Annotated in this window: 14 protein-coding genes; 6 read left to right on the top strand and 8 right to left on the bottom strand. The window is 43.9% G+C overall.

Annotated elements, in window-relative coordinates; all coding sequences use genetic code 11:
* The first annotated feature begins 43 nt into the window (after positions 1–43).
* Positions 44–1,471, top strand: a complete 1,428-nt coding sequence (locus WKT20_RS09305; protein ID WP_340417264.1) for a DUF5723 family protein — start codon at positions 44–46, stop codon at positions 1,469–1,471.
* Positions 1,472–1,593: 122 nt separating this feature from the next.
* On the opposite strand, the gene yfcE is transcribed toward WKT20_RS09305, so the two are convergent.
* The 4 genes from yfcE to WKT20_RS09285 form a co-directional block, all read right to left on the bottom strand.
* Entirely contained in the window at positions 1,594–2,133 is a 540-nt protein-coding gene (gene yfcE, locus WKT20_RS09300; RefSeq protein ID WP_117700511.1) for a phosphodiesterase, read from the bottom strand.
* Positions 2,134–2,291: 158 nt separating this feature from the next.
* Complete coding sequence (gene nifJ, locus WKT20_RS09295; protein WP_117700512.1) at positions 2,292–5,849, bottom strand: pyruvate:ferredoxin (flavodoxin) oxidoreductase; 3,558 nt, start codon at positions 5,847–5,849, stop codon at positions 2,292–2,294.
* A gap of 40 nt (positions 5,850–5,889) precedes the next feature.
* Complete coding sequence (locus tag WKT20_RS09290; RefSeq protein WP_040312967.1) at positions 5,890–7,068, bottom strand: ATP-binding protein; 1,179 nt, start codon at positions 7,066–7,068, stop codon at positions 5,890–5,892.
* Between the two features lie 322 nt (positions 7,069–7,390).
* A complete protein-coding gene (locus tag WKT20_RS09285) occupies positions 7,391–9,274 on the bottom strand; it encodes an amidophosphoribosyltransferase (RefSeq protein WP_340417263.1) in 1,884 nt (627 codons plus the stop codon).
* Positions 9,275–9,610: 336 nt separating this feature from the next.
* On the opposite strand from WKT20_RS09285, the gene gltB reads away from it, so the two are divergent.
* Genes gltB through WKT20_RS09260 form a run of 5 tightly spaced genes read left to right on the top strand, consistent with a single transcriptional unit; the run spans position 9,611 to position 19,259 of the window.
* On the top strand, positions 9,611–14,110 hold the full coding sequence (gene gltB / locus WKT20_RS09280; RefSeq protein WP_340417262.1) for a glutamate synthase large subunit: 4,500 nt from the start codon (positions 9,611–9,613) through the stop codon (positions 14,108–14,110).
* 30 nt (positions 14,111–14,140) lie between these two features.
* A complete protein-coding gene (locus tag WKT20_RS09275) occupies positions 14,141–15,484 on the top strand; it encodes a glutamate synthase subunit beta (RefSeq protein WP_340417261.1) in 1,344 nt (447 codons plus the stop codon).
* A 37-nt stretch (positions 15,485–15,521) separates the two neighbouring features.
* Positions 15,522–17,192 (top strand): asparagine synthase B, encoded by a 1,671-nt coding sequence (gene asnB / locus WKT20_RS09270; protein ID WP_118025979.1) that lies wholly within the window; start codon positions 15,522–15,524, stop codon positions 17,190–17,192.
* Positions 17,193–17,206: 14 nt separating this feature from the next.
* Complete coding sequence (gene dapF, locus WKT20_RS09265) at positions 17,207–18,013, top strand: diaminopimelate epimerase (protein WP_117670897.1); 807 nt, start codon at positions 17,207–17,209, stop codon at positions 18,011–18,013.
* A gap of 10 nt (positions 18,014–18,023) precedes the next feature.
* Positions 18,024–19,259 (top strand): LL-diaminopimelate aminotransferase, encoded by a 1,236-nt coding sequence (locus WKT20_RS09260; protein WP_195203889.1) that lies wholly within the window; start codon positions 18,024–18,026, stop codon positions 19,257–19,259.
* A 13-nt stretch (positions 19,260–19,272) separates the two neighbouring features.
* Here WKT20_RS09260 and WKT20_RS09255 read toward each other — a convergent pair whose 3' ends face one another.
* From WKT20_RS09255 to WKT20_RS18320, 4 genes are all read right to left on the bottom strand, one after another.
* Positions 19,273–19,953: a hypothetical protein gene (locus tag WKT20_RS09255; RefSeq protein ID WP_147331547.1), complete on the bottom strand. Its 681-nt coding sequence runs from the start codon at positions 19,951–19,953 to the stop codon at positions 19,273–19,275.
* A 16-nt stretch (positions 19,954–19,969) separates the two neighbouring features.
* Positions 19,970–20,677 carry a hypothetical protein gene (locus WKT20_RS09250; RefSeq protein WP_117748417.1) on the bottom strand — a complete coding sequence of 236 codons (708 nt, stop codon included), beginning with the start codon at positions 20,675–20,677 and terminating at the stop codon, positions 19,970–19,972.
* A gap of 140 nt (positions 20,678–20,817) precedes the next feature.
* Positions 20,818–22,179, bottom strand: coding sequence for a tetratricopeptide repeat protein (locus tag WKT20_RS09245; protein ID WP_118025975.1), 1,362 nt, complete (start codon positions 22,177–22,179; stop codon positions 20,818–20,820).
* 315 nt (positions 22,180–22,494) lie between these two features.
* A complete protein-coding gene (locus WKT20_RS18320; protein WP_117670904.1) occupies positions 22,495–22,986 on the bottom strand; it encodes an HXXEE domain-containing protein in 492 nt (163 codons plus the stop codon).
* Positions 22,987–23,173: the final 187 nt, after the last annotated feature.

Below are 23,173 nucleotides of genomic sequence, written 5' to 3'. Positions count from 1 at the left end.
AGATATTTTTATTTTTGCATTAAAATTAACTAATAAAATTTGTATGAGAAGAATTGGGTGTAAGGCTATGCTTCTGTTAGGAAGCATAATGGTGTTGGGGGGAACAGCGCAGGCTCAGTATTTGCGTTCCTCTTATTTTATGGAAGGGACTAATGCCCGTTTACAGTTAAATCCAGGTTTGCAACCTACCAAGGGGTATTTTAATATGCCGATTATTGGGTCTATTAATATGTCGGCCTCTTCTAATGTGTTAGGAACAAGTGATATTATTGATATCCTGAATTCTGGAAGTGATTTATATTCAAATGATAAGTTGTTTGATCGTTTAAAGACAGACAATCGATTAAATGTAAACTTGAATACGGATATTCTTTCTTTTGGCTGGTATCGGGGAAAAGGATTTTGGAGTTTTAATGTGGGATTACGTGCTGATTTCGGTGCAGCGTTGTCAAAGGATATGTTCTCTATGATGCGTACAATGAATGGTTTTTCATTGGAAAATATAGCAGGAACTAATCAGAATTATAGTTTGTCCAACCAGACCTTGAATATGAAAGCATATGCGGAAGTTGGTTTGGGGTATTCTCGTCGGATTACAGAGAAATTAACTGTAGGTGCACGTGTAAAAGTGTTGTTAGGTTTAGCTCGTGCAGAAATGAATATTAATCAGCTTGATCTGGATTTGGAAGTACCGAATCCTAATTATGCAAGTTATCAGGATTATAGTTCTAATGGTGAGTTATCTCCTTCTGACTGGTATGGCGCGCATTACAATTATTCAGCTGATGGTAATGTTATTACTACTCTGAAAGGCGGTGGTATGACTTTTGATAACAATGGAATGATTGATGATTTTGATTTGGATGCAGGGGATTTAGGTATTGCTGGTTCTGGTTTTGGTATTGATTTAGGAGCAAGTTATAAAGTTTGGGATAATTTGACTGTATCAGCTTCAATTCTTGATTTAGGTTTCTTAAAATGGAAGGAGAGCGAAACAACAGTGGCTACAGTGAGTGGTAGTGAAAATGTAACTATTACTTCAGAGAATTATGACCGTTATATCGGCGGTGATTTCTTGTCATTTGAACGTTTTGATTTTGAAGAAGGTTCACCAGAAAAGGTAAAGACAAAAACTCGTTTGTATTCTACACTGTTGCTGGCTGGTGAGTATGGGTTGTTGAATAATAAGCTGAGTGTTGGTGCAATGTATACTGCTCGTTTTGCAGAACCGAAAACATTGAATGAATTGACATTCTCGGCCACACTACGTCCGAAAAATTGGTTGAATGCAGCAATTAGTTATTCTCCGATTCAGGCAAGTGGAAAATCAATTGGTCTTGCTGTGAAATTAGGTCCCTTGTTTGTAGGAACTGACTATATGTTCTTTGGAAGTAATTCTAAGTCAGTAAATGGCTTTTTGGGAATATCTTTCCCTTTGGGAGGAAAACCAAAACCATTCTCTGAACTCTAAAAACATACTTGTCTATTACTATAATTAAATAATTGAGATGGGGAGTGGCTGCCTTCCGAATCGTAATGTTATGTATTGTCTGTTATGGGTTACGATAGGTTGGCAGCCTTTTTTGTATTCTTTTATATCTGAAGTTCTTTTAAGGTTTCACCATTTAAATGGTGTACGGTGATTTTTCCGTTCTCATAGCTTGCGAAAGTGGGAGGATTGCCTCCTTTTGGAAAAGTGATGGAACCTGTATTACAAATCACTGTATCCCCTGCTTTTTCTAGTTTCCATAAATGGGTATGTCCGTAGAAGAATATGTCATATCCGTTTTGTGGATGTTTTTCTTCGTTGTAAATATGGCCGTGTGTGAGGAATAACTTTTTTCCGTTATCTACTACCAATGTGTAATCAGACAAAATGGGGAAATTTAATAGCATTTGATCTACTTCTGAATCACAATTTCCTCGTATCGCTACAATTTCATCTGCCATTTCATTTAATCGTTCTGCAATGCCTTTAGGATTTAGTCCTTCAGGAAGACCGTTTCGAGGCCCATAGTTTAATATATCTCCTAAGATGAGAAGCATGTCAAACCGGTGTTCTTGATAAAATTGTAGGACTTTTTCTAAAGCAGGAAGGCATCCGTGTATGTCTGAAACAATCAAATATTTCATATAAACTGTTTGGTCATTATAGAATTCGATACAAACTTAAGAAAAAATTGTTACTTTTCGTCTTCTTATATTTTAAAAGCAAGATAATGTTATCTTATTTATATAAAAAACGGCCACCTTTATAAGGCAGCCGTTTTCTGTTATTATGCTAAAATAAATTATTCAGCTTTTTCGTCGCTCCAGTCCATTGCAGCCATACGTTTGTAAGAAGCATAGCGTTTCTTAGCCATATCTTCACAAGCAGCGAACAAGTCAGCTGCTTCAGCAGGATATTGTTTTGCTACAGAAGCAAAACGAACTTCACCCTTCAGATAGTCTTGGAAGTTATCCCAGTTAGGTTCTTTAGAGTCGAGTGAGAACGGATTCTTACCTTCATCTTCCAGAGCCGGGTTGAAGCGCCACAAATGCCAGTAACCACATTCTACAGCCTTAGCTTCTTCAGCCTGAGATTTACCCATACCGGCTTTCAAACCGTGGTTGATACATGGAGCGTAAGCGATTACCAATGACGGTCCAGGATAAGCTTCTGCTTCACGGATCGCTTTCAGAGTCTGAGCTTGGTCAGCACCCATTGCAATCTGAGCTACATATACGTAACCGTAAGTAGTAGCAATCATACCCAAGTCTTTCTTGCGTACACGTTTACCAGAAGCGGCAAACTTAGCGATAGCACCCAGCGGAGTAGCCTTAGAAGACTGACCACCTGTATTAGAGTAAACTTCTGTATCCAATACCAGGATGTTTACATCTTCGCCAGAAGCAATCACGTGATCCAAACCTCCGTAACCGATATCATAAGAAGCACCGTCACCACCGATAATCCATTGAGAACGTTTTACCAAGTAGTCTTTGAATTGGTAGATAGTAGCGCAAGAAGCACACTGGTCTTTTGTAGCTTCTACCAACGGAATGATCTTTTCAGCAGCAGCTTTGCTCTTGTCAGCATCGTTGCGTCCTTCAATCCATTCCTGGAATGCAGCTTTGTGTTCAGCCGGGCAGCTATCGCTGGCAATAGCAGTCTTCATAGCTTCTTCCAGACGGCTACGCAATTTCTTATTCGCCATTTCCATACCCAAACCGAATTCGCAGAAGTCTTCGAACAATGAGTTAGCCCAAGCCGGACCCTGACCCTTTTCGTTTGTAGTGTAAGGAGTTGAAGGTACAGAACCAGAGTAGATAGAAGAACATCCGGTAGCGTTAGCAACCATTTCACGGTCACCGAACAACTGAGAAATCAGTTTCACATACGGAGTTTCACCACAACCAGAGCAAGCTCCAGAGAACTCGAACAACGGAGTAGCGAACTGAGAGTTCTTCACGTTAGCCTTGATGTCAACCAAGTGCTGTTTGCTCTTCACGTTGTCAGAGCAGTAAGTCCAGTTAGCAGCTTCACCCAACTGAGTTTCAAGCGGCTTCATAGTCAAAGCCTTGCCACCCTTCTTCGGGTTACCCGGACATACATCGGCACAGTTACCGCAACCCAAGCAGTCCATAACGTCTACCTGAACACGGAATGTCATACCGTCGAACTGTTTACCAACAGCCTTCAGTGTAGTGAAGTTTGCACCAGCTTGTTCGTTAGCATCCAATACGAACGGGCGGATTGAAGCGTGAGGACAAACATAAGCACACTTGTTACACTGGATACAAGTTTCAGGATTCCATTCAGGAACGAATGCAGCTACACCACGTTTTTCGTATTTAGCTGTACCCTGATACCAAGTACCGTCTTCGATACCCTTGAATGCAGATACTGGCAACAAGTCACCATCCTGTGCATTGATCGGACGAACTACTTCGTTGATGAATGCAGGATCGTTATTGGCAGCTGCTGCTTCTACTTCAAGGTTAGCCCAAGCGGCATCAACAACCAGCTGTTTGTATTCACCACCGCGGTCAACGGCAGCATAGTTCTTGTTAACCACATCTTCACCCTTCTTACCGTAAGATTTCACGATGAACTTCTTCATCTGTTCTACAGCCAGGTCTACAGGGATAACGCCTGTGATACGGAAGAATGCAGACTGAAGGATGGTATTGGTACGGTTACCCAAACCAATTTCCTGAGCAATCTTAGTAGCGTTGATATAGTAAACAGTGATATTGTTTTCAGCAAAGTATTTCTTCACCTTGTTCGGCAAGTTCTTAGCCAACTCTTCGCCTTCCCAGATGGTGTTCAGCAAGAAGGTACCGTTCTTACGCAAACCACGGGTTACATCATACATGTGCAAGTATGCCTGAACGTGGCAAGCTACGAAGTTCGGAGTATTTACCAAATAAGTTGAACGAATAGGATGGTCACCGAAGCGCAAGTGAGAACAAGTGAAACCACCTGACTTCTTAGAGTCGTATGCAAAATAAGCCTGGCAATATTTGTCGGTATTGTCACCGATGATTTTTACAGAGTTCTTGTTAGCACCTACTGTACCGTCAGCTCCCAAACCGAAGAACTTAGCTTCGAACATACCTTCACCGCCCAATGCGATTTCTTCTTTCTGAGGAAGAGAAGTGAAAGTAACGTCGTCTACGATACCTACGGTAAAGTGATCTTTCGGCATAGCCAATGCCAAGTTCTCATATACAGCCAGAATCTGAGCCGGAGTAGTATCCTTAGAACCCAAGCCGTAACGTCCGCCTACGATAAGAGGCGCATTTTCCTGTCCGTAGAAGCATTCTTTCACATCGAGGAACAAAGGTTCGCCGGTTGCACCCGGTTCTTTGGTACGGTCGAGTACAGCAATACGCTTAGCAGTCTTAGGAACAGCTGCCAAGAAATGTTTAGCAGAGAACGGACGGTACAAGTGTACAGAAACCAAACCTACTTTTTCACCGTTAGCCATCAAGTGGTCGATAGCTTCGCGAGCAGCTTCTGTTACTGAACCCATTGCGATGATAACGCGTTCAGCATCTTCAGCACCGTAGTAGTTGAACAGGCCATAGTTACGTCCGGTAATCTTGTTGATTTCGTTCATGTATTCTTCTACGATAGCCGGAACTGCATCGTAATACGGATTACATGATTCTCTGTGCTGGAAGAAGTGGTCAGGGTTTTCAGCCATACCGCGTGCCACCGGTTTGTTCGGGTTCAATGCACGTTCGCGGAATTCAGCCAAAGCTTTCTGGTCAACCAGCGGAGCCAAGTCTTCGTTTTCCAGCATTTCAATCTTCTGGATTTCGTGAGAAGTACGGAAACCATCGAAGAAGTTCATGAACGGAACGCGAGACTTGATAGTAGCCAAGTGAGCTACACCAGCCAAGTCCATAACTTCCTGTACAGAACCTTCGCACAACATAGCGAAACCAGTCTGACGAGCAGACATTACGTCCTGATGGTCACCGAAGATACACAAAGCGTGAGAAGCCAGTGTACGAGCTGATACGTGGAATACGCAAGGCAAGAATTCACCTGCAATTTTGTACATGTTAGGAATCATCAACAGAAGACCCTGAGAAGCAGTATAAGTAGTTGTCAATGCACCAGCCTGAAGAGATCCGTGTACTGCACCGGCAGCACCGCCTTCAGATTGCATTTCCTGAACCAAAACAGTTTCGCCGAAGATGTTTTTACGACCTGCGGCAGCCCATTCGTCTACATATTCAGCCATTGTAGATGACGGGGTGATAGGATAGATAGCTGCAACTTCTGAGAACATATATGAAATATGTGCTGCAGCCTGGTTACCATCACAAGTGATGAATTTTTTTTGTTTAGTCATACAATTACTAATTAAATATGAAGTAATAAAATCGTTATTGTCAATATAAAAATCCAAATAACCATAAAGGTATCTGGTCACCGTGTCCTATTTCCATTTTATGCATGGCATAGTATATGTTCGGATTGCTTTTATATTTGCTTCCTTCTGCACAAATCCGGAAATGCAGCGTATTGTCCACAAGGAAAGAGGTACCTTTATCTCCTTTGTTGATTTTGTGGTCTTTCCACAAGGTATTGACAAAGAAGGTTTCCAGTACATCTTGTTCCTCCACCTTTACTGGGTAAATGCTGTACATCAGGTTCGTGTTATGCATCATGATTTTAGCCGGCTTTTTAGGGAAACTTTCCCCTTTCGGATAAACCATGTTGATGAGTCGTGCATCTGCCAGGTATTTTATGTAGTTCATGACTGTGGCACGTGATGTCTGAATTTCATTAGCCAATTGGCTGACATTAGGAGCCACAGGACCATCTACCGCTAGCAAATATAATAATTTTTTGATTTTGGACAGATATTTCAGTTCGATTTGTTTAATCAGGAGAATGTCCACTTCAATCATCATGTTCATGGTCTTCAGCAGATTTTCCGAGAAATTTCTTTTTTCAAGGAAAAAAGGATAGAAACCATGATGGATGTAGTCCTGGAAATAATTGAGCGGGTTGATGTGTGGTAAGATTGTTTTCACAATATGCTCGTGATTGTGCAGAATCTCATCCAACGTATAAGCTGAAAAATGATTTCCTGTCTGTAAGTTCAGAAATTCACGGAAAGAAAATCCTCTCAGGTTATATGACTTGACAATCCCGTTCAACTCGGGATTCTCATCTTTCAGGCGCATTACAGAAGAACCGGTAAATACAATTTTCAGTTGCGGATAACGTTCGTAGCATGTACGCAAATCATGACTCCAATCTGGAAGCTTGAAAACCTGATCAATAAGCAGGACTTTTCCCCCTCTTTTAACAAATTCCCCGGCAAAGTCTACTAAACTGTATTGTGAAAAGTAGAAATTATTCATGTTTACGAACAAGCAGGAACGGTCAGTCCCGAATTTTTCTTTTGCATATTGTAAAAGAAATGTGGTTTTGCCTACCCCTCTTGTACCTTTTATACCAATCAAGCGATCATTCCAGTCTATTTCATCCATGAGATCACGGCGAACAGGAGCGTTGGTATGTTCAACCAAATAATTATGTGTTCTGTAAAATGCTTCCATGAATTCTGTTTCTAGGCTGCAAATATACGAATACTTCATAATATTGCAAACTGGAGTTGTCAAAAATTCATCTTTTGATTAAGTTTTTTTGAATCTCTTTTTGGTGCATCAAAGGCGGGGATTTGTTGGTTTGCTTTTCAGGTATAGATTCTCGATTTGATAATTTGTAAAGGGGGAGAATCGTAGCATCATTTGTGTAATCTCAGTACTTTCAAAGAAGTACTATAGTACTCCCGTGAAAGTACTGGAGTACTTCATAGACAGTACTACAGTACTTCTTCGGGAGTACTGGAAACTTACTTCAGTTCGTTTTTTGGGGGGATTAGAATTGATAATTCTTTTCCACCCAGTCGATAAATGCCAGGTTTACTTGGCGTGTTCCTCCCGGAGTAGGATAATCTCCACTAAAATACCAGTCTCCTGGATGTGCCGGACATGCTTCATGCAGTCCTTCCAACGTTTGGTAAACAATCTGTACTTTTGCCCGCGTAGTGGGAGGAGTCAGCAATGCAGCAATCTTTTCTGATATTTCTTCATCACTAAAGGATGCATAGATTTCTTTTACGTAATTGTGCATTTTTTCCTTAGGCAGGTTCATTTGTTCTTTGGATTTTCTATAGGCATATTCAATGACATGCTGCATGTCACGCTCTTCCAGCAGAGCAATGGCTGCCTTGAAGGCGATGAATTGTTCCATGCTGGCCATGTCAATACCATAGTAATCCGGATAACGGACTTGTGGCGAAGAGGATACGATGACAATCTTTTTGGGCTGCAGACGGTCGAGAATGCTGATGATACTTTGTTTCAAGGTCGTTCCTCGTACGATACTGTCATCAATGATGACTAAATTGTCTTCATGTGGCACGAGGCTTCCGTATGTAATATCATATACGTGAGCCGCCAGGTCGTTACGGGTATTTCCTTCTGCAATAAAAGTACGTAATTTAATATCCTTGATGGCTACCTTTTCGCTTCGGATGCGTTGAGAAAGAATTTGTTTCAGCTCCTCATGGTTCGGTGTGTGACCCAGAGCCTCGATTTGTTTGATTTTAAGTTGGTTCAGGTAATTGTCCAGTCCTTCCAGCATTCCATAGAAAGCTACTTCAGCTGTATTGGGAATGAATGAGAATACAGAATGGGCAATATCATGATTGACTGCAGAGAGAATCGGTTCAATCAGTTTTTCTCCTAATTTTTTACGTTCCCGATAAATATCCACGTCACTTCCTCGGCTGAAGTAGATGCGTTCGAAAGAGCAGGGTTTTAATTTTCCGGGTTTGTTAATTTGTGCCAGTCTGAGCTGACCTTTCTTATTGACCAATACAGCTTGGCCAGGCATCAGTTCATGGATGCTTTCAGCAGGGATATTCAATACCGTCTGAATGACAGGGCGTTCCGAAGCTAATACCATGATTTCATCGTCCTGATACCAGAACGCGGGGCGAATACCCCATGGGTCGCGTACGGCAAAGGTCTCGCCGCTTCCTGTCATTCCGCAGATGACGTAACCTCCATCCCAAGATGGAGAAGATGTTTTCAGTACGTTTGTCAGGTCAATTCGGTCTTCAATGGCATGCGTAATGTCCATTCCTTTCAAGCCTTCTTCTTTGCACTGTTTGTAAAGGCGCTCCACTTCTCTGTCCAGCCGGTGACCTACCTGCTCCAGCATGATATAGGTATCTGCGTATTTCCGGGGATGCTGCCCGGCTTCAGTAATATCAGCAAAGATTTCGTCTACATTGGTCAGATTGAAGTTACCGCACAATGCCAGATTCTTGGCACGCCAATTGTTGCGACGGAGAAATGGATGAACATACGAGATACCGCTTTTCCCGGTGGTAGAATAACGCAGATGTCCCATATAAAGTTCTCCGGCAAAGGGCAGGCACTTCTTTGCAAATTCTGCATCGTGCAATTGTTCTTCTGTTAAATCTTTGTATTGTTGATGAACGTTGTTGAAGATTTCTGTAATGGCTCCCGCTCCGAGTCCTCTTTCACGGAACATGTATTCCTCACCAGGGTTGGCTTGCAGTTTTACGCAGGCTAATCCTGCAGCTTCTTGTCCTCTGTTGTGCTGCTTCTCCATCAGCAGATAAAGCTTGTTCAAGCCATACATCCATGTACCATATTTTTCCTGATAATATTCCAGTGGTTTCAGGAGTCGGATAAGAGCGACCCCGCATTCATGTTTTAATGTTTCCATCTGTATTTTGTTTTCAAGCCATATTATGATTTTCGTTTACAAAATAACAGACAATTATTAAAAGAGGTATGTGCTGTGCATGAAAAAATACATTGTTTCTGTCTTTTTGTGATAAATGTAATCAAAATGTATCTATTCTGTTTTATTCTGAAACTTTTTCACTCGCTATATAAATAAAGTGAAAGATGTAGTTTGCACAGATGAAAATATTGTAATGAAAAATCCTACAAAAGTGTCATATTGGAAGTGATATTATTATTTTTGTGGACAAATAGAATGTAAACTCTGTTTTGGGTATTAATAATGAAAGATAAAATGAGGTTAGCAGGAAAATTTATGAGAAAAGAAGAGCAGGAAGTAACAGAATGTCATCAGACATCTTCCGGGCTTTATCAACCGGAGTACGAGCACGATGCTTGTGGAGTAGGTATGATTGTAGACATTCATGGTAATAAATCACATGAATTGGTGGATGCAGCCTTGAAAGTCTTGGAAAATATGAAACATCGTGGCGCAGAAGGCGCAGACAACAAGACGGGTGACGGTGCAGGTATTATGCTGCAGATTCCACATGAGTTTATATTGTTACAAGGAATTCCGGTGCCTGAAAAGGGGAAATATGGTACGGGATTGGTCTTTCTTCCGAAAGATGCGAAGGAACAGGAGTCCATTCTGAGCATCCTGATTGAAGAGGTAGAGCGTGAAGGATTGTCATTGATGCACTTGCGCTCCGTGCCCGTGAATTCTTCTATCTTAGGGAAAAGTGCGTTGGAGACTGAACCAGACATTAAGCAGGTGTTCATTACCGGGGCAACTGACCTGGAAAACTTTGAACGTACCTTATATATTGTACGTAAAAAGATTGAACGCCGTGTACATCATAAGGACTTTTACATTGTTTCGTTGTCCAGCAAAAATATTATATATAAAGGTATGCTGTCTTCGGTACAGGTGCGTGAATATTTTCAGGACCTTACCCAGCCTTACTTTACCAGCGGACTGGCCATTGTACATTCTCGTTTTAGTACGAATACATTTCCGACCTGGAGTTTGGCACAGCCTTTCCGCTTGTTAGCCCATAATGGAGAAATCAATACCATTCGTGGAAACAGAGGATGGATGGAGGCGCGTGAAAGTGTACTTTCCACTCCTTTATTAGGTGACGTGAAGAAAATAGGTCCGATCATACAGCCGGGAATGAGCGACAGTGCCTCACTCGATAATGTGTTGGAGTTTTTCGTGATGTCAGGATTGAGCCTGCCGCATGCCATGGCTATGCTTGTGCCAGAGTCATTCAATGACAAGAATCCGATTAGTGAGGAGCTGAAGGCGTTTTATGAGTACCATTCCATTTTGATGGAACCTTGGGACGGACCGGCTGCCTTGTTGTTCAGCGACGGACGTTATGCAGGTGGTATGCTCGACCGTAACGGTTTGCGTCCGGCGCGTTACCTGATTACTAAAAACGATATGATGGTGGTAGCCAGCGAAGCTGGAGTCATTAATTTTGAACCTGAAGCCATTAAGGAAAAAGGCCGTCTTCAGCCTGGTAAGATATTGTTGGTAGATACCCAGGAAGGACGTATTTACTACGATGGCGAACTGAAGAGCCAGTTGGCGGCTTCCAAGCCTTATCGTCAGTGGCTTTCTACCAACCGTATTGAACTGGATACATTACGCAGTGGCCGTAAGATTTCCAATTCTGTACCTGATTATGAATGTCGCCTGCGTGCATTCGGATTCACTCGCGAGGACATAGAACGTACACTTACTCCGATGTGTATGAATGGGGCCGAACCCACAGCTTCCATGGGTAATGATACTCCTCTGGCTGTGTTGTCCGACAAGCCGCAGATATTGTTCAATTATTTCCGTCAACAGTTTGCTCAGGTGACCAATCCGCCAATCGACCCGATACGTGAGGAACTGGTGATGTCGTTGACGGAATATATCGGAGCCGTAGGAACCAACATCTTGTTGCCGAGTGAATCACATTGTAAGATGGTACGCCTGCCACATCCGATTCTAAACAATACACAGCTTGATATATTGTGCAACATTCGCTATAAAGGGTTTAATACCGTGAAATTGCCGATGCTGTTCGATGCAGCAAGAGGAGCGGAAGGTCTGCGTGAGGCATTGAATGAGTTGTGCAAGAAAGCCGAGGCAGCAGTGGACGAAGGTGTGAACTACATCATTCTTTCCGATCATGAGATTGATGCAGCACATGCAGCCATTCCTTCTTTGCTGGCTGTAAGTGCCGTACACCATCACCTGATTTCTGTACAAAAGAGAGTACAGACCGCATTGGTGGTAGAAAGTGGAGAAATTCGGGAAGTGATGCACGCTGCCTTGTTGCTGGGATATGGAGCGAGCGCCATCAATCCGTATATGGTATTTGCCATTCTGGATGACATGGTGAAGAAAGGCGATGTACAGTTGAATTATGAAACTGCCGAAAAGAACTACATAAAAGCCGTTTGCAAAGGACTCTATAAAGTAATGAGTAAGATGGGTATCAGTACGATACGTTCTTACCGTGGAGCGAAGATATTTGAAGCCGTTGGTTTGGGCAGCGAAGTGCTTTCTACTTACTTTGGTACCCCGTCTTCATCCATTGGAGGTGTCGGGTTGGAAAGCATTGCCAAAGATTACCAGGCGTTCCATGATGCAGGTTTTGCAAAAGAGGTCGACGATTTATTGCCTTACATCGGTCAGTTCTCCTACCGTAAGGATGGCGAGAAACATGCCTGGAATCCGGAAACTATCAGCGCTTTGCAGTTGGCCACTCGTTTGGGAAGCTATGCCAAGTTCAAGGAATATACGCGTCGGGTAGATGAAAAGGAAAGTCCGATATTCTTGCGTGACTTCTTCTCTTTCCGCCGTAATCCGATTCCATTGGAAGATGTAGAACCGGTAGAGGAAATTGTAAAGCATTTTGTAACGGGCGCCATGTCTTTTGGTTCTATCAGTAAAGAGGCGCATGAAGCCATGGCACTGGCCATGAATAAGTTGAACGCCCGCAGTAATACAGGTGAAGGAGGAGAGGATTCCGACCGTTTCCATGAAACCTACGATGGTATTTCCTTGTGCAGTAAGACTAAGCAGGTCGCTTCCGGACGTTTTGGTGTAACCACTGAATACTTGGTGAATGCCGAAGAAATCCAGATTAAGGTGGCACAGGGAGCTAAACCAGGTGAAGGTGGACAGCTTCCGGGATTCAAGGTGAATGAAGTCATTGCCAAGACACGTCATTCTATTCCGGGCATTTCGTTGATTTCGCCTCCCCCTCATCACGATATTTATTCAATCGAAGATTTGGCTCAGCTGATATTCGATTTGAAGAACGTGAACCCGAAAGCTAAAATCAGTGTGAAACTGGTAGCAGAGAGTGGTATTGGTACCATTGCAGCCGGTGTGGCGAAAGCAAAGGCTGATTTGATTGTCATTTCAGGAGCAGAAGGTGGAACAGGAGCTTCTCCAGCCTCTTCCATGCGCTATGCCGGTATTTCTCCGGAAATTGGTCTGAGCGAGACACAGCAGACACTGGTACTCAACGGACTCCGTGGTCAGGTACGTTTGCAGACTGACGGACAGTTGAAGACCGGACGCGATATCATCAGCATGGCTTTGTTGGGAGCAGAAGAGTTTGGATTCGGAACTTCTGTATTGATTGTTTTGGGATGTGTCATGATGCGTAAATGTCATGCCAATACGTGTCCGGTAGGTGTGGCTACACAGGATCCGCAGTTGCGGGCACATTTCCGCGGACATTACCGTTATGTGGTCAACTTCTTCCGCTTCCTGGCACAGGAGGTACGTGAATACCTGGCAGAGATGGGATTCTTCCGTTTGGAAGACATTGTAGGACGTACGGATTTGATTGAAATACGTTCGACAACTCATGAAAAGGCTTCATTGCTCGATTTCAGTAAATTGTTGCACAAAGTCGATAACGGAGCTGCTTTACATAATGTAACAGAACAGCGTCATGAGATAGAGCACGTGAAGGATGTGAGCATGCTGGCTGCCGCACGCGAAGCACTGGAGAACCGTAAGGAGGTATCGTTGGAATATGCCATATCCAATACCGACCGTTCGGTAGGAGCGATGCTTTCTGGAGCCGTAGCTGCCAAGTATGGACAGGCTGGATTGCCTGCACAGACCATTCAGGTGAAGTTCAAAGGTTCAGCCGGACAGAGTTTCGGTGCTTTCCTTCCACGCGGGGTCAGCTTCAAGCTGGAAGGTGAAGCGAACGACTACCTGGGTAAAGGCTTGAGTGGAGGACATATTTCGGTACAGCCTCCGGTAAGAAGTAATTTCCTGGCCGAAAACAACGTAATCGCTGGTAATACCTTGTTGTATGGTGCCACAAGTGGAGAGGTGTATATCAATGGTTGCGTAGGTGAACGTTTTGCCGTACGTAACTCTGGAGCCATTGCGGTAGTAGAAGGAGTAGGCGACCATTGCTGTGAGTATATGACTGGCGGACGAGTAGTCGTACTGGGTAAGACCGGACGTAACTTTGCTGCAGGTATGAGTGGGGGAGTTGCTTACGTATGGGATAAAGACCGCAACTTCGATTACTTCTGTAACATGGAAATGGTAGAACTTTCTCTGTTGGAAGATGCTACAGCCCGCAAGGAACTGCATGAACTGGTTCGTCAGCATTATCTGTACACCGGTTCTCAACTGGCACGTACGATGTTGGATAACTGGAGCCGTTATGTAGAAGAATTTATTCAGGTAACTCCGATTGAATACAAGAAAGTGCTGGCTGAAGAGCAGATGCGCAAACTGCAGCAGAAGATAGCCGAAGTACAGCGTGATTATTGATTAATTGTTGAACAGTAAAAAACTAGATATATGGGAAATCCAAAAGCATTTCTGACCGTTCCCAGACAAGAGGCTGGATACCGTCCGGTACACGACCGTATCATGGACTTCAGTGAAGTGGAACAGACGTTGAACACAAGCGAGCGAAAGCTCCAGGCATCGCGGTGTATGGACTGTGGGGTACCTTTCTGCCATTGGGCATGCCCGTTGGGCAATCGTCCTCCGGAGTTCCAGGATGCCATGTACAAGGGAAAATGGAAAGAAGCTTATGAGATACTTACCGGAACCAATGATTTTCCGGAGTTCACTGGCCGTATATGTCCGGCATTGTGTGAAAAGAGTTGTGTGTTGAAGTTGAGTATGGATGCACCGGTAACCATTCGTGAAGATGAAGCTGCTATCATTGAAGCTGCTTTTCGTGAAGGGTATGTACAGCCTCGTCAATATGAACGAAACGGGAAGTCTGTGGCTGTCATCGGTTCCGGACCTGCAGGACTGGCGGCTGCCAATCAGTTGAACCGCAGAGGATATGCGGTGACGGTGTTTGAAAAACTGGAATACGTGGGAGGCTTGTTGCGATTTGGTATTCCGAATTTTAAGCTCAGCAAATCGGTAATCGATCGCCGTGTGGCAGTGATGGAAGCAGAAGGAATCACTTTCAAGGTCAATGCCGATATTGACGTGACAAATCTTCCCGAAGGATTTGATGCATACTGCATTTGTACGGGTACGCCGCAGGCACGCGATTTGAATATCCCCGGACGTGAATTGAAAGGTATTCATTTTGCCATGGAGATGCTGGCACAGCAGAACCGCGTACTGGCCGGACAGCGCATTCCAGAGGAGGAACGCATCACGGCAAAAGGCAAGCATGTGCTGGTAATTGGAGGTGGAGATACGGGTAGTGACTGTATCGGAACAAGTAACCGTCAGGGAGCACTCAGTGTAACGCAGATTGAAATTATGCCGAAGCCTCCTGTAGGTCATAATCCGAATACTCCGTGGCCGCAGTGGCCGGTGGTTCTCAAAACCAGCAGCAGTCATGAAGAAGGATGCATACGTCGGTGGAGTTTGACCTCCAACCGCTTCTTGGAAGAAGACGGGAAAGTGTGCGGTGTAGAAGTGGAAGAAGTGGAATGGACTCCGGGAGCCGAAGGAGAACGTCCGGTGATGAAGCCGACTGGGAAGAAAGAAATCCTGAAAGCCGATTTGGTATTGCTGGCGATGGGATTCCTTCGTCCGGTACAACCTGAATTCCCGGCAAATGTTTTTGTGGCCGGTGATGCAGCTACCGGAGCCAGTCTGGTTGTGAAGTGCATCGCAGGCGGTCGGAAGTCCGCAGCCGACATTGATGCATATTTAAGCCGAAAATAATTGATTACATACAAAATATAAATACAACTTTACGATTATGTGTGGCATTGCAGCTATTTTAAATATCAGAAAACAGACTCCAGAGTTGCGTGAAAAAGCATTGGCCATGGCTCGAAAGATTCGTCATCGTGGTCCCGACTGGAGTGGAATTTATTGTGGAGGATCGGCTATCTTAGCGCATGAACGTTTGTCGATAGTAGACCCGCAGAGTGGCGGACAGCCATTGTACTCACCCGATAAGAAAGTGGTACTGGCCGTGAACGGCGAAATCTACAATCACCGTGAGATTCGTAAGGAGTATGCCGGAAAATATGATTTCCAGACAGGAAGTGACTGTGAAGTAATCTTGGCACTTTATCAAGAATACGGAATACATTTTCTGGAAAAGCTGAATGGTATTTTTGCATTCGCGCTGTACGATTCAGAAAAAGATGAGTTTCTCATCGCTCGCGACCCTATCGGGGTGATTCCACTTTATATTGGTTATGACAGCGATGGCAAAGTCTATTGTGCCAGCGAACTGAAAGCGTTGGAAGGTTTTTGTGAACGCTATGAACCCTTTTTACCCGGACATTGTTATTATAGCAAGGACGGGAAGATGACCCGCTGGTACGTCCGCGACTGGACTCAGTATGAGGCAGTAGCTGATGCACCGGCATCGGTTAGCGCTTTGCGGGAAGGCTTGGAAAAAGCCGTACGTGAGCAACTGATGAGTGATGTACCCTACGGTGTATTGCTTTCAGGAGGTTTGGACAGCTCAGTCATTTCTGCCATTGCCAAGCGTTATGCAGCCCGTCGTGTGGAAACGGATGGAAAGATGGCGGCATGGTGGCCTCAGCTTCATTCCTTTGCTATTGGTCTGGAGGGAGCCCCCGATTTGGCCAAGGCACGTGAAGTGGCTGATTTCATCGGTACCGTGCACCATGAAATTCACTACACCATTCAGGAAGGTCTCGATGCACTTCGCGATGTGATTTATTACATTGAGACTTACGATGTAACGACAGTTCGAGCTTCTACACCTATGTACTTGCTGGCTCGTGTCATCAAGAGTATGGGTATCAAGATGGTGCTTAGCGGAGAAGGAGCAGATGAAATTTTTGGTGGTTATCTGTACTTCCACAAGGCCCCCGATGCACGGGCTTTCCATGAAGAGACTGTACGTAAATTGTCCAAGCTTTATTTGTATGATTGCTTGCGGGCCAATAAGTCATTGGCTGCTTGGGGAGTAGAAGGACGTGTGCCGTTCCTTGACAAGGAATTCTTGGATGTGGCCATGCGGTTGAACCCGGAAGCCAAGATGTGTCCCGGAAAAACCATCGAAAAGAAAATCGTACGCGAAGCTTTTGCCGACTTGTTGCCTGAAAGCGTGGCATGGCGTCAGAAAGAACAATTTAGTGACGGTGTGGGGTACAGCTGGATTGATACGTTGAAGGAATTCACGGCAAAAGAGGTATCCGACGAACAGATGGTGCATGCGGCTGAACGTTTCCCGGTGAATCCTCCCCGTAACAAGGAAGAGTACTACTACCGCTCTATCTTTGAGGAGCATTTCCCGAGTGAAAGTGCGGCTAAGAGTGTTCCCAGTGTACCGAGTGTGGCTTGTTCTACAGCTGAGGCACTGGCTTGGGATAAAGCTTTCCAGCATATCAATGAGCCGAGCGGACGTGCGGTAACCGATGTACATGAGGAGGGATACAAAAACTAAACTGATTATCAGATATGAAAATAGAATTTACAAAAATGCATGGTCTGGGTAATGATTACATCTATGTGAATACGATGAAATACCCGCTGACTAATCTGGAAGAAAAGTCCATAGCCTGGAGTCGTCCTCATACGGGGATAGGCAGTGACGGACTGGTGCTGATTGGCGATTCGGACAAGGCTGATTTCAGCATGCGTATTTTTAACGCGGACGGTTCTGAGGCCAAGATGTGCGGAAATGCCAGTCGCTGTATCGGGAAGTATTTGTATGAATATGGACTGACTACGAAGACGGATATTCTGCTGGATACGCTTTCCGGTATCAAGGAACTGCATTTGCAGGTGAAGGAAGGAAAAGTAGAGTCTGTTCGGGTGGATATGGGAATTCCTGCCGATATTCACTGGGTGGATTTGGGCGATGCTTATCCCTTCCAGAAAGGAGTGGCCGTGTCAATGGGGAACCCTCATCTGGTTATTTTTGTAGATAAAATGGAGGAGGTAGCTCTTGCTGAAGTAGGACCAGTGCTTGAACGTCATCCACTTTTCCCGGATCGGGTAAACGTAGAGTTCGCTCAAGTATTGGACAAAGAAAACATACGCATGCGGGTATGGGAAAGAGGATCCGGTATCACACAAGCTTGTGGTACGGGAGCATGTGCTACCGCTGTGGCAGCAGCCTTTTCCGGACAATGCGGCTCCCATGCAACAATCTGTATGGATGGAGGTGACCTGACCATCGACTGGGCAGGAGAGGGGCAGCATTTGTATATGATAGGGCCCGCAGTGAAAGTATTTGACGGAACAATCGAATTAAAAGAGTAAGACAAGATATATGATACAAGTAAACGATAATTTCATCAAGTTGCCCGGAAACTATCTGTTTTCGAGCATTGCTAAAAAAGTGAATGCCTTTAAATCGGCTCATCCGGAAGCTGCACTTATCCGATTAGGAATTGGCGACGTGACTCGTCCGCTTCCGCCGGCTTCTATCAAGGCTATGCACCGTGCGGTAGACGAACTGGCCGATGCCGGAACTTTCCATGGATACGGTCCTGAACAAGGATATGATTTCTTGATTCAGGCTATTCTGGAACATGATTACCGCTCGCGTGGAGTAGAATTGCGTCCGACAGAAATTTTTGTGAGTGACGGAGCTAAAAGTGACACCGGTAATTTTGGAGATATTTTAGGCACAGGCAATAAAGTTGCGGTAACAGACCCCGTGTATCCGGTGTATATTGACAGTAACGTCATGGCCGGGAGAGCTGGAGAATTGCAGGCGAACGGACAATGGAATCGTCTGACTTATCTGCCTTGTACGGCAGAAAACCATTTTATCCCGTCTCTTCCCCAAGAATCGGTAGACATGATTTACTTGTGCTACCCTAATAATCCTACGGGAACGACGCTGACCAAAGCCGAATTGCAGAAGTGGGTGGACTATGCACTGGCACATAAGGCACTGATATTATATGATGCGGCTTATGAGGCTTACATTTGTGAGAGTGATGTGCCACATTCTATTTATGAAATAGAGGGAGCTCGTTCGTGTGCCGTAGAATTCCGTAGCTTCTCCAAGACAGCCGGTTTTACTGGAGTGCGTTGCGGTTATACCGTAGTGCCGGAAGAAGTGAAAGCCATGACGGCTTCGGGCGAGCAAGTAGCTTTGAATCATTTGTGGAACCGCCGGCAGTGTACGAAGTTCAATGGTACCAGCTATATCACCCAGCGAGGGGCAGAGGCCATCTATACCGCCGAAGGGCAAGCTGAGATTAAGGAAACCATAGCCTATTATATGGCGAATGCCCGTTTGATGCGTGAAGGACTGCTGTCTGCTGGATTTACACTCTATGGAGGAGTGAATGCGCCTTATATCTGGGTAAAGGCACCCGAAGGGCTGGATTCATGGAACTTCTTTGAAATGTTGCTTCACGAGGTCAATGTGGTGGGAACTCCGGGAGTTGGATTTGGACCAAGCGGAGAAGGATTCCTGCGACTGACAGCCTTTGGCAAACGTGAGGATTGCCAGGAAGCTATGAATAGAATAAAAAACTGGGCCGGACGTTAATCCGACCCAGTTTTTAAAACCGCCAGCCTATCCCGATCGAGAGTGAATGAAAAAATGGGCGCTTCTTTCCGAGATTCAGCATGTTTCCGTCGAAAACGGTTTCCCGGACGCCCGAGTAAGGGTCAAGGTTAGAGAGGGTGTATCCCAGAGAGATTATCAGGCTTTCTTCTATTTCCAACGAAACGGAAGTTTTCAGCTGAAAGGATAAAGGCTCCGCACGGGAAGTTGTGATTTCTTCATAGTGGTGGGGAGTCCATACACCTGTGGAGTTTGGGAAATAGGCCAGGGTTATATGTTTAGTGGGTGGAAACGAACAAGTGATGCCCGGACTGAATGTCAGGTACAAGGCATATTCCTGGTCATGTCCTAATATCCACGAAGGCGTGTAGAATTGTGGCGCAATTCTGCATGCGAGGTGGGTGGACAGAACCTTTTCATCGTTCAATTCAAAGCGGAATTTTTTGTCAGCCGAGACTCCGTTGAGATGGATGCCATCCAGGCTTTTGCTAAAAAGAAAGCTGATTCCGATGCCGGCATACTTGAAGGGCTGGAAAGTGACAGACGGCTCTACTTCCCATCTGTTGTAATTGTCCAGTGCGCCCTCCAGTTGTATCTTCCAAAGTGGGCGCTTTTCAGTCTGACCGTACACTGACAAGCTACAGATTAGCAAAATGATTACAAAAATTCCTCTCATTTTAAGCTATGTCTTGTTATTTCACCGTTACTTCTTTTTTGTCGTAGAAAACCAGTCTGATTTCTCCTTTGGCGGGAGCGTCATTGTCTTTGGTTTCCAGTTTCAGGATGCGTTTCAGCGTAAGCATATATTTTCCTTTCGGCACATTCTTAAACGAAATTCCGTCACGGCTTTCGTTCAATGTACCATAATAAGCGGTATATTCTTCCAAATGTGAGGGGCTGTCCAGCGTGGCCTCCAGTTCTTCATTGGACGCGATTTTCTCACCCTTCCATCCAACCACTTCCTGATTGGTAATCGTGATAAGTTCCGAAGGAATATGTATCTCATTAATCCATTCCTTGTAGGCATAATTGGTCAGCATACGGGTTTCTTGCTGCCGTTTGCGTTGGAATACGAATGAGACTTGTTCGTCTTTTCCGAGTGCCAGTGAATAGGAATAACCGAATATTGTATTTCCATCAAAATAATGGTATTCCATCTCTTTGCCATTGGCCATGATGGATGCTCCGCCTGTCAGTTTGATTTCTTTCAGGGGTACGTCTTTCTCTGGAGAGAAACGGGCGTAGGTCAGGGTAGGCTGTGAATCAGAAAAAGCTACCAGGTAGCTTTGATAAATAGCTACATTATCGGGTAGATTTTCTGAATTTTCTTCACTGCAAGATACAGTGAAGAAAATCAATAAGCCGTACATCATCCCATAAAGTAGTTGTTTCACTTTCATGAGTCGCGTATGTTTAAATAGATTTACGGCTGCAAAGGTAAAGTGAACAGATGGAAGTCAGGGAAAAATCTGATGTACACAAATAAAATTTAATCTATTGGGAATTAGATAGTTGATAATTTTTATGATGTACATAACACTTAAAATGCGGTGATAAACTCGTCAAAACTGCTGTTTTCGATGTGCATTTTCTCCTTCAGTCTCATTTTCCGGCGCGAGATACTTCCTTTGGCAATATGGTAAATTTCGGATAGTAACGACATGGTAAGATCCATCTTTACCAGACAGCAGAAACGAAGTTCCTCTTCCGTAAGTTGCGGGTAACACTCCTTCAGTCGTCTGGTAAATCCGTCGAAGCAAGTGTCTGTGTTTTGCTGAATAATGTCCCATTCCTCTTCCGTCAGGTGAAGTGCACCTTGCGAGTTCCTTTTCCGCAACAGAGAAGGAAGCGTGATGGCATTCAGTTGCCGGTAGTATGCTACGCTTTTATTCAGCCGGTCAATTTCCTGCTGTTTCAATTTTTCCTGTTCGTGGGCCAGTGCCACTTCCGCTTCTTTCCTTTTCAGTGTTTCTTCCATGCGCATCCACTGGGTAGCCTTTAGTTCTTCTGTCAGCTTTTGCTTGTGCACGCGGATGCGGTGAAGAAGTAAAAGCAGGATAAGAATCACCACGCCTAAGGTGACCGCAATCCGGTAGAAAACCAGCTTGTGGTGCGCTGCCTGCATCTCCGCTTTGTTGGCCCGTTCGCGTTGCAACTTGTATTCGTGCATATCTTGTATCTTTTCGATGACCATTTCCTTTCGTTCGGCACTCAGCGAGTCATGCGACAGAATGTATTTTCGCATGTAGATGTTTTCCTGTTTCTCATTCTGTTTCTTTCCGTACATTTCGAATAGACGACGGTAAGCTTCTGTGCGTTGTTTTAAGGAGGCATCAGGTAAAAAAGGCAGGATGTGATGCGTGGCCGAGTCAGCTTGCAGAAGAAAGGCAAAAATGTAGCCCTTCTGAAGGTGTAAGGCGGCAGTTTCCTTTCTCGGCAAATTTTGGCAGATGGCGTTGTTGATGTAATGGAAGGCACTGTCCGTCTGTCCTTGTTCCAAATAAATGCGGGAAAGGTAAAGTTCACTCTGTGCGATGGAGACCGGAGTGCCGGAAGGCATATAGGCAAGTGCTTTCTGAAAGAATTCTTTGGCTTTTTCCGGTTGATGCGGCAGGTAAAGCATGGCTTTCTCCTGCCATAAGTTTGCATATACGGACGAGTCGTTCAGACATTGAGCGATGTTTTCCGCAGCATCTAAGAAATGAGCTTCTTCCTGATTCTCTCCTTTAAAACGGCTGATGCGGGCCTGTTCAAGATAAATCCTGAACTGCAACAGGCTATCGGTATGAGTATTTATTTCTGTAGATTCAGGGGAAGGTGCTTCAGTTGGGGAGGTACACGAAAAAACGTATACTCCCACGGCAAGTATCCCTATAATGATGAAATATCGGAGTACAGACATAGGTTAGTCAGGTTAGTTTGGAGCGAAGATACTAAAAAACTGCCTTTAAATGTATATTTTCTGAATAAATAAAGAAAATTTGGGGCTTTTTAAGCACAGGGGAAAAACGTACTTACGTTTGATAGAAAACACAAGTGCGTTTGGATTCAAACGCAAGTACGTTTTACTTAAAACGCTTAGGCGTTTGAGTTGAAATGTACTTGCGTTTTTTGAGGTTTGAAGTGTACTGAAAATAGTTGTCAGTTTGAAGATTAATTCCTGACTAAGTTGACAAGTCAATATGTGAGGGATAGATTTAAATTTAGACAGAGTAAATTATATCATAATTTTATGCATTATCAGTAGATTTACACCCCCAATTATAAAACCAATAAATGCATAAAAAACTAATAATTGAAATGGTAATATATGGATGGTATTGTATATAGCCCAAATACAATATGGAAGACAGCATAAGGTTGTTACAATTGCAGGTATATATTTTTGCCAAATGATAAATTGCAATAAATGAATGAGGAGATGTAAGCTGAATGCCGCAAGACAACAATACCAGTAGATGATTTGCCCTGTATATATACTGATAGTACAACATGTGGACACAATGATAAATTCTTCAGCAACAATTATAGAAAATTTATGTGTATCAATCTTTGATGCTTTCTTTATTATTGGGTATAAATGGGGGAATCGTTGAGTTAATTTGATTTGATTATGATTTATCCATTTTTGTATCATGATTATTTCTTCAAACTCATGTATCATGAAAAAGATTGGAAAAAGGAATATTATAATTATGAAATCACTCATGTTGTCTGTTCTTATTAAATTCTATATTATTAATTCGTTTGCAAAAAGAAATCAAATATCTTTTTTAGCTAATCGTATATGATGGACATTTTTTATCGCAGCCAGTTATTAATTTTTTGTTTGTTTGCCTATGCAAGAAGTGAAAGTTATAGTATTAATAAAGTGTAATTTGTTTGATTCTCATGAT

The sequence above is a fragment of the Phocaeicola sp. ICN-14070 genome, from assembly GCF_037892625.1.
In the GTDB taxonomy this organism is placed as follows: domain Bacteria; phylum Bacteroidota; class Bacteroidia; order Bacteroidales; family Bacteroidaceae; genus Phocaeicola; species Phocaeicola plebeius.
Note: the sequence above shows the minus strand (reverse complement) of the source record. Positions and strands in the feature narration are given on the sequence as shown.